We start from the raw sequence: 13,075 nt of genomic DNA, 5'->3' as shown, positions 1-13,075 counted from the left end.
ATTCTGTTTACCAGCTTGATGGGTTTGGGCAGAGTCTTCCAGGCAGAGGAGGAGGATGGCGCTCTGGAAGGGCTGTTGCTCTCCTCCGTGCCGCGCGAGGTGCTCTTTTTAGGCAAATGGTCTGGAAACCTGTTATTGACTGTGTTGGTCGAACTGGCTTTGCTGCCTTTGATCTTGGTGCTGTTTAATGTCGATCTCTGGAATCAATTGCCAGCCATTATCGGCATCTTGCTCTTGGGAACCTTGGGCTTGACCGGGTTGGGAGTCTTGTTGGCAGCCATGACCCAGACTGCCCGTTCTCGAGAGACTTTGTTGGCTTTGTTATTGTTGCCGTTGACCGCTCCCTTATTGATTGCCGGCGTCCAGGCCCTGGCTGCCTTGTTGGAACCCTCTGGGGATGTTGGCCCCTGGTTACGTTTGTTGGTGATTTTTGATCTGGTATATCTGGCTCTGGCACCTTGGGCCTTTGCCTGGTTGGTTTCGGAATAGAGCTGCGTTGCACCGCGATGATCCTGTCGCTTGAATAGCAGCTTCCACACTTTCGTTAGGAAAAGCAGGTTGTAAAAATGATCAAATGGTTTGCAAAAGTGCACTGGTTGCTTGCTACAGCAGCAGTGCTGTCTCTGCTTGTTGGTATGTGGCTGGTCCTGGCTGCTCCGCAAGATTATCAACAAGGAAATGCGGTACGCATTCTCTATGTGCATGTGCCAGCGGCTAAAATGGCGCTGCTGAGTTATGTAGTCTTGACCATTGCCAGCGCTCTTTATCTCTGGCGCCGTAAAGAGATGTGGGACATTCTGGCGGAAGCTGCAGTCTCGGTAGGGGCTGCTTTTACGGCCTTGACCTTGGCATCTGGCTCTATTTGGGGTAAACCAATGTGGGGTGCGTGGTGGGCCTGGGATGCCCGTTTGACCTCCATGCTGGTGTTGTTGATCCTCTTCATGGGCTTGATGGCTCTGCGTAACGCCCTGGATGATCCCCATAAATCTGCTCGCGCCACAGCGGTTTTAGCCCTTATCGGGGCAGCAGATTTGCCAATCATCCATTTTTCCGTGGTCTGGTGGCGGACCCTCCATCAACCACCCTCCTTTGATGGTCCAGCCAAACAGACCATCACCGGCGAGCTGTTGCCACCCCTGTTTGTGATGTCGTTGGCCTTTTTCTTGTTAGGGATGTGGTTGTTGGTACTCAAAAGCCGGGAGATTGCCGCTCGTCGGCAATGGGAGGCGGTGGAAACTGAACGTCTGGAGCGCAATCATGCCTGATTATAGCGAATATGTTTTGAGTGTCTATCTACTGGCGTTATTACTGCTGGGTGGACCAGCTTTCGTCTGGTTGCGACGTTTACAACAGTTGCGTCGGCAGTTGCAAGCTGAAAATAAGGATTTACCATGAATAGTCAAAACAGAAGGTGGTTGTTGATTGGCAGTCTCTTGGTGGTTGGAGGAGCATTGCTGACTCTGGTGTTTACCTCATTTACCGGAGCATTGGTCTATTTCTATACGCCCAGTGAAATCAAAGCCAAAGGCAATGAGTTGCAAGGACGTAAAGTGCGTATTGGTGGTATGGTCCAGGAGGGCTCATTGCTGCGCGAACCGGGTAGCCAAAAAATGCGCTTCATGGTTGTCGATAACAGTGAACGCTTGCCAGTACAGTATGAAGGTATGACTCCCGATCTCTTCCGCGAAGGACAGGGAGTGATCGTCGAAGGAGTGTGGCGCAGTGGCGAAACCTTTCAAGCCGCTACCATTCTGGCCAAACATTCGGAAGATTATGTCCCGGTCAAAATGAGCGAAGAGGGTATCGCCAAGGCCAGAGAATCCATGTTAAAAAGTCTGCGTTGATCGGGATTCGGTCTCAACAAGTAAATTGATTCTCTGCGCAAAGGAGCAAGGAATCCAATCGCTCAAGAGACAAACAGCTCATCCAGGCATTGCACCTCAAGAATGCGCTCAGCCCATATTGCAAGCTGTTCCAAAGAGGCTTGTTGAATATGGGCTGTGAGATGATCTGGCAGAGGGCCGAAACGGCGTTGCAATTGATTTTGCAACAATGTGATTTGTCCTTCCAGCCTACCCTCGAGTTTACCCTCCAACTTACCCTCCAACTTACCCTCCAACTTACCCTGCATAATGCCGAGCTCAATACCTTGTTGAATTCCTTGTTGTACTCCTTTTTGAAAGCCAATACGTTCAATACTGGTCATGTAAGGCATTTGTTGTTTCTCCTCAAAGTCGATCAATTGTTGCCAGAATCGTTGATCATCTTCTTCCGGCAGAGCCAGTACCCAATCTATAAAACGATATAAATCCATAATTTGTTGGCGATTATAACCGTGCAAATAGAGATTGCGCGTGATGTTCCATTTTTTCTGAAAGCGATCATCAGGCCGATTTTTGGTTTGTTTGGCTTGCAAATGTGCCAAAGAGACAACAGCAAAAGGATTGCTGGAGTGTTCCAGATCGGCAAGCTGATCGAGATAGTCAAGCAGCTTGATGGTATGGAAATGATAGGTGATAAAAGATCCCCACAACTCCTGGTGAAAAGTATCGATACGCCAGCCTGGATCTTCATCCGTGAGAATAGCCAATCCTAAAACGGGTTTGTGGTAAAGATCCCGTGCCCGATATTGGCAGGTATACATTCGTTCGGCAAAGTCAGATTGCCGTGTTCCTTGAATTTCCACATGCACCAATACCCATACTTCGTTTTGGTTAAGCAGATGGACTTTGACCAGCAGATCGACGCGGCGATTGGCAGATTTTGCTTTGCGCGCGATACGATCCAGCTCTTTATCCAAAAATTCTACAGGGCGCTGCCAATCGATGTCCTGGTGGGCAACCGGAAGAAAAAAGGCTAAAAACTCTTTGAAATAGGCTTTCAGAATCTCTTTCCAGGGTGAATCATATTCACTGTTAGGTAATCGGCGATCCTGTTTCATGGTTTTACCTCCCCTGACGAGGACAATCGAGGATTTTTGGGAAGATGTCAATACAGTTATGTAAAAGAGTAAGGATCCACATCCCAATCCAAACGAATACGCGAATTGGCCAAAGAGTGGAGCAGAGGCAACAATCGATGCAGGGCGCGATGCAACTGGCCTGATTTGAGCTCCTTGACCAGCAGTTGCCAGCGATAACGGTTGCGCAGCTTGAACAAGGGAGCCGGTGCTGGACCAAGCAGTTGCACATGCTCGAGGGCTGGCAGTTGCTCTTTCAGTGTTTGAGCAAAATCAGTGCCTGTCTGCAGTTGTGCAGAAGAGAAACGCAGCAGCGCCAAACGATGAAAAGGGGGATAACCCGCTTCCTGACGATAAAGCAGTTCGCTGTTGACAAAACCAGTAACATCATGGGTGAGGACGGCTTGCAGTGCATAGTGGGTAGGATCATAACTTTGTATCAAAACCCGTCCTGGTTGTCCCTCCTCTCTGCCAGCCCGTCCGGCCACTTGAGTAAGCAGTTGAAAGGTGCGTTCGGCAGCGCGAAAATCGGGTTGACACAGTGTGGTTTCTGCCTGCACCACACCCACCAGCGTCAATCCAGGAAAATGGTGTCCCTTGGCAATCATCTGTGTTCCCATCAGAATATCCAACTTGCCGTCACGAAAAGCATTCAATGTTGATTCAGGATCCACTTGCCCGGAAGCGACAGTATCCCGATCCAGGCGGGCAGAACGGGCATCGGGTAAAAAGCTGCTTAACTCCTCTTGCAGGCGTTCGGTGCCAGGACCAAAGGCAAAGAGACTCAATTGGCCGCAAGCCGGGCAAACATCGCGCAGATGTTGCCGATAGTCGCAATAGTGGCAAATGAGTAGCTTTTTTTCCTTGTGCATGGTCAGAGTGACAGAGCAGTGCGGACATTGTATGGCATGTCCACAACGACGACACAACAAAGAGGGGGCGAAGCCACGGCGATTCAAAAACAGGAGAACCTGTTGCCCGGCAGAGAGTGTCTCCTGTATAGCCTGGCGCAGGATGGGACTCAAAAGATCGGTGAAGCGCATCTGTTGTTGACGAATCAGTTCAGCAGTAGGAATGATCTCGACTGTTGGCAAGAGCGCACCGGTTGCCCGTTGTTGCAAGGTCAACAAACTGTATCGACCCTGGCGCACATTGGTAAGCGATTCCAGAGAGGGTGTGGCACTGCCCAGGATCAAGAGAGCTTTGGCCTGACGAGCACGCACCACCGCCATATCCCGTCCCTGGTAGGGGACACTCCCCTCTTGTTTATAGGAGGGATCATGCTCTTCATCGACGACAATCAGACCAAGATCGGCAAAAGGGGCAAAAATGGCGCTTCGCGCACCGATCACCACCCGTGCCCGACCATCCCGAATCTGCTGCCAATAGTTGAAGCGCTGTGCATCGCTTAAACGGGAGTGAAATACGGCCAATGTTGCCTGAAAACGGTCTTGATAGCGTTGAATCAATTGCGGAGTCAGAGATATTTCCGGGACCAGAAGCAATGCTTGACGACCAAGAAGTAACACCTGTTCCACAGCACGCAGATAGAGCTCTGTTTTACCGCTGCCGGTGATGCCGTGCAGTAGAAAGGTGTGAAACTGCTGCCGCTGCAAAGCCTGTTCAATGAGTTGGGCCTGGCAAGATTGTTCTGCAGTCAAGCGTGGCGCTGTAGTGCAGGGCGTGGTGCTGGCGGGTATGATGCAATCAGACTCTTGGCGACCATGCCATTTTTCTTCCAGACGAATCAAACCAAGACGAAGCAGTTGTTGCAACTGTTGCTGCAGGAGTGGACGTGGATATTTATGGGTCAAGGTCTCTTCGGAGAGATGCTGCTTTTTGTGCAACCATTGTGCGAGTGGTAAGAGTGTTTCCGGCACAGTGTCTGGGATGGAGGAGTGATTCCAGAAGATACGCCGCCGCTTTTGCAAACGCAGGTGACCGGGCATGGCGGCGGCAAGTACAGAACCGATGGGGCAGAGATAATAGTTGGCAATCCATTCCAGCAGATAACGCAACTCCTCATTGAGTAGCGGACGCTCTTCGAGGATTTCCAGGATCGGGCGGATCTCCCCTTCGTTCCAGGCAGGTTGCGCGCTGATGCTCCAGAGGACACCTACTTGGCGGCTCTGCCCAACCGGAACCAGGACCAGAGTTCCGGGTGCGACAGAGGTATCCGGAGGCAAAAGATAGGTAAACAGAGTACGCAGTGGAATGGGTAGAGCAACCTGAGCAAACACACGCTATGCCGAAATCAAGAGCAGCAGGAGGATACAGGATATTTTGCGACCCGTTCTCCCAGATTGGTAAAAATTTCGTAGGGGATGGTGGAGCACCAAGAGGCCATCTCTTCGGCGGTAATCTCTTCTTCTTGATCACGTCCCAACAAGGTGACTGGTGCGCCGATGGCAACCTCCGACAGCTCGGTGGTATCGATGGCAATGGAGTCCATGGAGACTCTGCCGACTACAGGGATTCGTTGTCCTTGCAGAAGAACCTGAGCCCGATTGCCCAGCAGGCGATTATAGCCATCGGCATAGCCAACCGGAAGGATGGCAATACGGGAGGGACGCTGGGTAACAAAGGTTTGTCCATAGCCGACACCACTTCCGGTGGGCAGAGATCGGATTTGTTGAATGCGCGTATACCAGCTTACCACCGGTTTAAGACCGATTTGGCTGCCATGATTGTGGGGAAAAAAGGGGGAGGCACCATAGAGCATGATACCGGGACGTACCCAGGAAAAATGGGTATCAGGCCGGGAGAGGATGGCTCCGCTATTGGCCAAGGAGGTTTGTCCGTGGCTCATCCCGCTTTGGATCAACAGTTGCTGCAGATTATGCAGTTGGCGGCTGTTGTCTGGATGATCCGGCTGATCAGAGCAGGCCAGGTGGGAGACCAGACCGGCCAGGGATAATCCAGGCAAGGTACGGATCAATTGCAACGCTTCAGGGAGTTGTTCCGGCAGCAGACCGAAACGGCCCATCCCGGTATAGACCTTGAGAAAAAAGGTGATCGGATGGTGACGTGCAGCCCGGCTAAGCGGATGGATATGTGAGAGATCAAAGACAAATGGTTGCAGATGATAGGCGGCAACCTGTTCTGCGATGTCGGCAGAGAGACCAGAGAGCAAGATCAATGGTTGGGAGATGCCTGCGGCACGCAGTTGGATAGCCTCTTCGATGGTAGCGATACACAAGCCATAGGCACCACAGGCAAGCAGGCGTTTGGCAATAGGCAGGACACCCAGGCCATAACCATTGGCTTTGACAACCGGATAAAGGGCAACGCCAGGGGCAACCGCGTTACGGGCATGTTGGAAATTATGTTCGATGGCATCGAGATCAATTTCCAACCAGGTGGGCCGACCAGAGATATGAAAGATACGCGCCATTATGGTTCCATGGGAATGCCGATTCAACTGCCAAAACGGCTATCGGCATGGTTGTCAAAACGGGTAAACTGTTTTTGGAAGGTCAATTTGACCTTGCCGGTTGGACCATTACGCTGTTTGGCAACGATGATTTCCGCCAAACCGGTCAGGGCAGGATCATTTTCTTTATAGACCTCCTCGCGAAAGACAAACAGCACCACATCCGCATCTTGTTCGATGGCTCCTGATTCGCGCAAGTCAGAGAGGATCGGTCTTTTGTTGGGCCGATCCTCCAATTTGCGGGAGAGTTGGGAGAGAGCGATGACAGGAATGTGCAACTCTTTGGCCAACGCTTTCAATCCTCGGCTGATTTGCGAAATCTCCTGGACGCGATTTTCTGTTTTCAGTTCCCCCTGCATCAATTGCAGATAGTCGATAAGGATCAGTTGAATTTTTTGCTCGCGACGCATACGACGCGCACGTGCGCGCAGTGCTGAAATGGAGATTGCCGGAGTGTCATCAATATAGAGAGGGGCATCGGAAAGGCGGGTGGCCATGGAGATCAATTGGCCATAATCGCGTTCATCCAGCCAGCCAGTACGCAGTTTTTGTGCATCGATGCGCGCCGCTGAGGAAAGCATGCGCGAGACCAGTTGCTCTTTGGACATCTCCAGGGAAAATACTGCTACGGGTACCTGATGATCCACAGCGGCATTGGCTGCGATGTTCATGGCAAAAGAGGTTTTACCCATTGAGGGGCGTCCGGCCAGGATCAACAGGTCGGAGTTTTGCAAACCGGACAACATGCGATCCAGATCGACAAATCCCGTTGGGACACCGGTCACCGTTCCTTTATGTTTCATCTGTTGCTCAATGCTGTGCAACACCGGCATCAAGACAGCTTTGAGCGGATAATAGTTGGCGCTGCGTAAGGTACGACCCTCACCAACCGAAAAAATACGCTGTTCCGCTTCATCCAGCAATTTGTCGAGGGGTTGAGCTTTTCCTTGATAGACCGATTCGATAATCGAGGTGGCCTGTTTGGCCAATTCGCGCAGCAAAGATTTATCCCGTACCAAACGGGCATAGGCAGCCGCGTTGGCGGTAGAGGGAACGGTATCGATCAATTGGGCCAGATAACCGCTGCCGCCGACACTTTGCAACTCCTCCTGTTTATGCAAAAACTGTTGCAAAGTTACCGGGTCAGCCGGTTCACCATTGTCCAGGAGCTGGGTAATTGCCTGAAAAATAACCCGATGGGCACCAGCATAAAAATCATTTGGCTGTAGAATATCAGCAACCTGGTCAAAGATGGTACTGTCCAGCAGAATGGCTCCCAGGACCGATTGTTCTGCGGCATTATTCCAGGCGGGACGACGCAAGGGTGTGGCAGGGGCTGCTGTCGAGGCAGGAAGAGAGGAGGAGTGATTCTGTTCAGCGCCTGCACTTGCTGAATGTGTCTGTTCTTCCATTAGGGATGATCCTGATTAATGCAAATCTACATGCCATAACGGAACCTTTACCACTCCCGTTCACCTGAGGTACAGTGTAGCCCCGTCTGCAGGTGTTGCCAAGGGCAAACCCGGAATCGTACAGGGAAAAAGGTTATGGGAGGACAAGGGATCAATGGTCATATTGGAACGGGCATGAAAATTCTTGTAACCGGAGCGGCTGGCTTTATTGGTTTTCATCTGACGCAACGCTTGTTGGCGCAGCAGGATGAAGTGGTCGGCGTGGATAATCTGAATGATTATTATGATCTTTCGCTGAAGCAAGCGCGACTTGCCCTGTTGCGCAAACAGGCAGGATTTCAATTTCTTCCTTTGGATGTTGCAGATCGGGAGGGCATGGAACGCTTGTTTGCAGAGGGCCATTTTGATCGTGTGGTCCATTTGGCTGCTCAGGCGGGAGTACGTTATTCGTTGCAAAATCCGCATGCTTATATTGAAAGTAATATATTGGGTTTTTTACATGTTTTGGAGGGGTGTCGGCATAATGGCATCGCACATCTGCTCTATGCCTCCTCCAGTTCGGTCTATGGCGCCAACAATCAATTGCCCTTTTCGGTACAAGACCGTGTGGATCAACCTCTCTCTTTGTATGCAGCAAGTAAACGAACCAACGAATTGATGGCCTATTCCTATAGCCATTTGTATGGTTTGCCTGCTACAGGATTACGTTTTTTTACGGTCTATGGTCCTTGGGGCAGGCCGGATATGGCACTGTTTCTGTTTACGCGCAAAATTTTGGCTGGTGAACCGATCCCTGTCTTCAATTATGGACGGCATCAGAGAGATTTTACCTATATAGATGATATTATTGAGGGAGTTGTACGTGTTTTACAGCATCCGCCACAATATTCTGCTCCCGGTTTGACCCAAAAGGAGAGTGCAGAAACCGCAACAACACCCAGACCTCCCTGGCGCCTGTATAATATTGGTAACAACCAACCGGTCTCCTTGATGGTCTATATTCAGACCCTGGAAGAGGTGTTGGGCAAAAAGGCACAATTGCAGCTTTTGCCGTTGCAACCGGGTGATGTGCCGGATACCTATGCAGATATTGAAGAACTGGAACAGTTGGTTGGTTTTCGTCCTTCAACTACAGTGCGCGAGGGGATTGAACGATTTGTAGCTTGGTATATCGACTATTATAGCAACAAAATTGAAATGTAGATTTTCTATAGTAATTATTGTTGGCATATAACCTGCTTTCATCGGTTCAGCTCTCTTTTTTTGTGGCAGGCAATTTCTTGGCTGTGTTATAAAAAACCGCTATCAGTGAACAGATTTTCGGTGCAGATACAGCTCTTCCAGTCTCCACATTTTTCAACCCACGCCGCTCCCACCATGGAAGGAGTAGTGATTGCCATGTCATGGTTTTGTAGACCACTCATCAGGCTGCTGCTCATCTTGGCGCTTTTTCTTTCTGCATACCCCGTGCATGCGGGCAATAATAGTATTGGTCGCACCGTCAAAGTAGGTGTGTATCAAAATGAACCGGGAGTGTTTGCGGATAAAAATGGGGCTATAAAAGGTTTTTATATCGATTTATTGGAGCATACCGCCGCCAAACATGATTGGAAGCTGGAATATATTTTTGGTACCTGGGCTGAGAGTTATCAACGTTTGCAAAATGGTGAAATTGATCTTCAGGTGGCGATTGCCCATACCCCAGAACGGGCAGAGCAATTTGATTTTTCCGATGAGACGGCCTTTTCCAACTGGGGACAGATCTATGTCTGGAATCCCGATTTGGATGCCTTACCAAAATTAAAAGATCGTATTGTCGCTGGCATGCGCGATGATGTCTACTATACCCGATTCAAGGCTCTGGTTGCACAGTTGGGTATCAAGATATTTCCGTTGGATCAAGTGGATTATGAAGCGGTATTACAAGCTGTTGCCGATAACGATGCCGATGCCGGTATCATCTCCCGTTCGGCTGGGATGATGATCGACAAGGGATATGCTGCGCATAAAAGTCCCATTGTTTGTTGTCCGATGGAGGTGCGTTTTGCTGCTCCGAAAGGGCGCAGTACCGATCTGCTGAAGGCGCTGGATCGTGATCTGCACGCAATGAAAGCCGACAGTGAGTCACTGTATTATACATCGTTTAATGTATGGTATGAGGGTGGATCAAAAAAACCATTTCCCAAATGGGTGTTACCGGTTGCTGCTGGTGCAGTCGGAATGCTGGTGTTGCTCTTTGTGGGTAATTTGCTGTTAAGACGACAGGTGCGCGCCCGTACTATCGAGTTGGAAAAAGAGATTGTCATTCGTCAGCAGGCGGAGGTGGCGATGCGGGTTGCTATGCGCAACCTGTTGACCCTGCAGGTGGCCCCTGGGGTCTTTTGGTTGCAGATTCCAGAGGCGGGTCTCTATATTCTCTGCGGATGTCCCAGCGAAGTGGTAAAACATCTGATGCGCCGAGGCTATATCAGCACTACCAGCAAGGATGGTGTCTCCTTTGAAACCGGTCCCAATGTCATCTTGTTGTCCGATGTGTTGGTGCAGAATGGTGGATTTGCCAACCTGGCTGAGTTTCCTGTGCTGCAAATGTTATATCGCCAGGGGATCATTATTCCCAAGCATCCCAACAACACCGGCATCAAACCTTTGTTGATTGGATCTGCTGCCCAGGTACGGGCCCAGATGGCCTATATCTACCGAGGCAACTATGGATTGATCTCCAAAGAGGAGATTCTCGCCAGCGGTATCGATGAAGAGCTGGCGGAGATCATGATGCGCATCAAATTAAAATTTGCTTTTGGCACTATCCGTTCGCCAGCCGATTTTCTTGATACGCTGGAAGTGGAAGATAAGCCCCTGGAGATTCGTAACGGGGTGACTGTCGAACGCTCTGGATTCAACCGCTATACCTTTTCCTTCCGTGGCGAATCCACAGAGGTGGATCTCAATTTGCCACCTGGGGTGAGCTATGAATCTCCTTATCCACTGGGTCGGCATCAACTGAAACAGCACCATTTTGCAGTCATCCATACCGGTGAGGGGGATGGCTGGGATGTCAATCGTCCCAGCATGGGCAGTATGATCATGTTTCGCGGGCGCATCTATTTGATCGATGCCAGCCCTGGGATTTTGCAGTCGTTGTCGGCATTGGGATTGGATATCAATGATGTGGAAGGTATTTTTCACACCCATGCCCATGATGACCATTTTGCGGGTCTTCCAGCTCTGATTCAAACCGATCAGCGCTTAAAATATTTTGCCACCCCTTTGGTCAGATCATCAGTAAGCAAAAAATTTGCGGCTCTCATGTCGCTCAGTGAAGATAAATTTGCGCAATTATTTCAGATCCGCGATTTGAAGTTTGCTGAGTGGAATGATTGCGATGGTTTGCAGGTCATGCCAATCTACTCTCCGCATCCTTTGGAGACCAGCCTCTTTTTGTTTCGGGCCTGGGATGAGGAGAACAATGAACATACCTATGCCCATTGGGCGGATTTGTCGGCATTCAAGGTGTTGGATGGAATGGTCGGCGATGGGGCCGGGCAGGTTTCCGCTGCCTTTATGGAGAAGATTAAAGAGGATTATTTGCGACCGGCGACCTTGAAAAAGTTGGATATAGGCGGTGGCATGATTCACGGTGTGGCAGAGGATTTTCGTCATGACAAGTCGAAACGGTTGATTTTGGCCCATATTGCCCGCAACTTAACCACACAGGAGATGGAGATTGGTTCCGAATCCTCCTTTGGTGCGGAGGATGTCTTGATTCCAGGAGATCGTGATTATCGTCTGGAACGGGCGGAGCGTTATCTGCAGGAGATTTTTCCCACAGCACCTTTGTCAGAGATTCGTGAATTGTTAGCCTGTCCGGTTGTGGATCATAATGCGGGAACCATTATTCGTCGTGGTCGTCGCGATAATGATGAGCATGAACAGTTGGATATGATTGTATCCGGCACGGTTGCCTATTTGAATGCTTCTGCCAATGTGATGAATTTGTTGGCATTTGGCTCCTTTATCGGTGGTGAATCCCTGTTTGGCAGTCAACCAGAACGGGCTGTGGATAAGAGCCACAATGATGGCAGCGTGGAAGAACAGACTTCCCATGAGCATAGCGCAGATCGATCCATCTGTCGCCGGCAATGGACCTATCGCACGGTCTCTCATTGCAGTGTCATTCAGTTTGCAACCGAGCAGATGCGCGCCTTTTTGATTCGCAATGGCTTGATGGAACAGATGGTGGCGCGTATGGCCAAGGTCAGCTTTTTGCGCAAGACCTGGTTGTTTGGAGAGCATACCACTCCCTTGACCTTGGGCAGAATTGCCGGGGCCATGGAGCGGATGGTGTTGAGTAATAGCGGAGTGGTTCCCGCGCAACAAGGGGCCCATTTATGGCTGATTGAGCAAGGTGAAATAAGTTGTGTGGATAGGGCCGGGCGTATCGTAGAAGTGGTGCGCACGGGCGGCTTTTTTGGTGAGCAAAGCTATTTGGATCCACAGCGCAGCCAGTGGCAGTTTCGCCATGAGCAGGAGGTTGTCTTGCACTGTGTGCAGTGGGAGCATTTGTTGGATGTGCCAATAGTCTACTGGAAGTTGCTGGAAGTATTTGAAAAACGTCAAAAGCAGATAACCGCCTAGTGGAGCTGAAGATGATACGCACCCTGTTGCAGTGAACAGAACAGGGGACCAGACGTCACACCGTATGGCTGTGGATACAACAGCTTCTTGCTCTCAGTCAGAGGATGAACTCTGCTCTTTGCGTTCCATGATCAGGTTTGGATTATCGGGATCAAGAATCACATCCTCTTGCGGCTTTCCTGCGAAGAGACGTTGCAGGCGGGGGACGAGCGGTTTTTCCGGCGGCATGGTGTGGGCTGGCTGTGTCGGTTGATTGGCTGGTTGGGCAGTGGATTGACTCATGATGGTGCTGTCCTGAGGGTGGAAGTGTGTTATCGACTGTACTGTCAGCCTTTGTTTGAGGATATACCAATTCCTGCAGGCGAGCCAGTGTGACTGCTGCTGGAGAAGGTTTTACTGTGAAGGTGGTGTGGGTATCGGCAGATGTTATAACAAGCAGGGCAATCGCATTTGCCAATTTCTTCACTGTTGCCACAAGCGAAACTGTGCATGTCGGGCGTCCGCCCTGCTAATGAAAGAGTGCCCCTGCGGGGCACAAATCGGTGCGGCGTGCGCGAATGCTTAAGCATTCGCTTTTGTGAAACGCCGCACATTACCAGCAGGGTTTTGCCCTGCACCCACCAGGAGGAGATAATC

Annotated in this window: 11 protein-coding genes; 6 read left to right on the top strand and 5 right to left on the bottom strand. The window is 50.4% G+C overall.

The genetic code is table 11. The features are described from left to right. The 4 genes from EJP87_RS08550 to ccmE form a co-directional block, all read left to right on the top strand. On the top strand, positions 1 to 489 hold a 489-nt coding region (locus EJP87_RS08550), incomplete at its 5' end, for a heme exporter protein CcmB (protein ID WP_130471447.1). 77 nt (positions 490 to 566) lie between these two features. Further along, positions 567 to 1,265, top strand: a complete 699-nt coding sequence (gene ccmC, locus EJP87_RS08545) for a heme ABC transporter permease CcmC (RefSeq protein ID WP_130471446.1) — start codon at positions 567 to 569, stop codon at positions 1,263 to 1,265. Continuing rightward, complete coding sequence (locus tag EJP87_RS08540; RefSeq protein ID WP_130471445.1) at positions 1,258 to 1,395, top strand: heme exporter protein CcmD; 138 nt, start codon at positions 1,258 to 1,260, stop codon at positions 1,393 to 1,395. Before ccmC ends, EJP87_RS08540 begins: the two co-directional genes overlap by 8 nt. Beyond that, on the top strand, positions 1,392 to 1,844 hold the full coding sequence (gene ccmE / locus EJP87_RS08535) for a cytochrome c maturation protein CcmE (RefSeq protein WP_130471444.1): 453 nt from the start codon (positions 1,392 to 1,394) through the stop codon (positions 1,842 to 1,844). The genes EJP87_RS08540 and ccmE overlap by 4 nt, the downstream gene beginning before the upstream one ends. Positions 1,845 to 1,906: 62 nt before the next feature. Here the strand turns inward: ccmE and EJP87_RS08530 are convergent, their stop codons facing one another. Genes EJP87_RS08530 through dnaB form a run of 4 tightly spaced genes read right to left on the bottom strand, consistent with a single transcriptional unit; the run spans position 1,907 to position 7,804 of the window. Further along, on the bottom strand, positions 1,907 to 2,941 hold the full coding sequence (locus EJP87_RS08530; RefSeq protein WP_130471443.1) for a DUF4351 domain-containing protein: 1,035 nt from the start codon (positions 2,939 to 2,941) through the stop codon (positions 1,907 to 1,909). Positions 2,942 to 2,997: 56 nt separating this feature from the next. Continuing rightward, positions 2,998 to 5,199, bottom strand: a complete 2,202-nt coding sequence (priA, locus tag EJP87_RS08525) for a replication restart helicase PriA (protein ID WP_130471442.1) — start codon at positions 5,197 to 5,199, stop codon at positions 2,998 to 3,000. 14 nt (positions 5,200 to 5,213) lie between these two features. Continuing rightward, positions 5,214 to 6,353 (bottom strand): alanine racemase, encoded by a 1,140-nt coding sequence (gene alr, locus EJP87_RS08520; protein WP_130471441.1) that lies wholly within the window; start codon positions 6,351 to 6,353, stop codon positions 5,214 to 5,216. A gap of 23 nt (positions 6,354 to 6,376) precedes the next feature. Further along, entirely contained in the window at positions 6,377 to 7,804 is a 1,428-nt protein-coding gene (gene dnaB, locus EJP87_RS08515) for a replicative DNA helicase (RefSeq protein ID WP_130471440.1), read from the bottom strand. Between the two features lie 174 nt (positions 7,805 to 7,978). Here dnaB and EJP87_RS08510 point away from each other — a divergent pair, with 174 nt between their 5' ends. Beyond that, positions 7,979 to 9,007, top strand: coding sequence for an NAD-dependent epimerase (locus EJP87_RS08510; RefSeq protein ID WP_130471439.1), 1,029 nt, complete (start codon positions 7,979 to 7,981; stop codon positions 9,005 to 9,007). Positions 9,008 to 9,202: 195 nt separating this feature from the next. Beyond that, entirely contained in the window at positions 9,203 to 12,439 is a 3,237-nt protein-coding gene (locus EJP87_RS08505; RefSeq protein ID WP_193771244.1) for a transporter substrate-binding domain-containing protein, read from the top strand. A gap of 93 nt (positions 12,440 to 12,532) precedes the next feature. Here EJP87_RS08505 and EJP87_RS08500 read toward each other — a convergent pair whose 3' ends face one another. Beyond that, positions 12,533 to 12,721 (bottom strand): hypothetical protein, encoded by a 189-nt coding sequence (locus EJP87_RS08500; RefSeq protein WP_130471437.1) that lies wholly within the window; start codon positions 12,719 to 12,721, stop codon positions 12,533 to 12,535. Between the last annotated feature and the right edge of the window lie 354 nt (positions 12,722 to 13,075).

Origin of the sequence: Candidatus Magnetaquicoccus inordinatus (assembly GCF_004217665.1) — a bacterium.
In the GTDB taxonomy this organism is placed as follows: domain Bacteria; phylum Pseudomonadota; class Magnetococcia; order Magnetococcales; family Magnetaquicoccaceae; genus Magnetaquicoccus; species Magnetaquicoccus inordinatus.
Note: the sequence above shows the minus strand (reverse complement) of the source record. Positions and strands in the feature narration are given on the sequence as shown.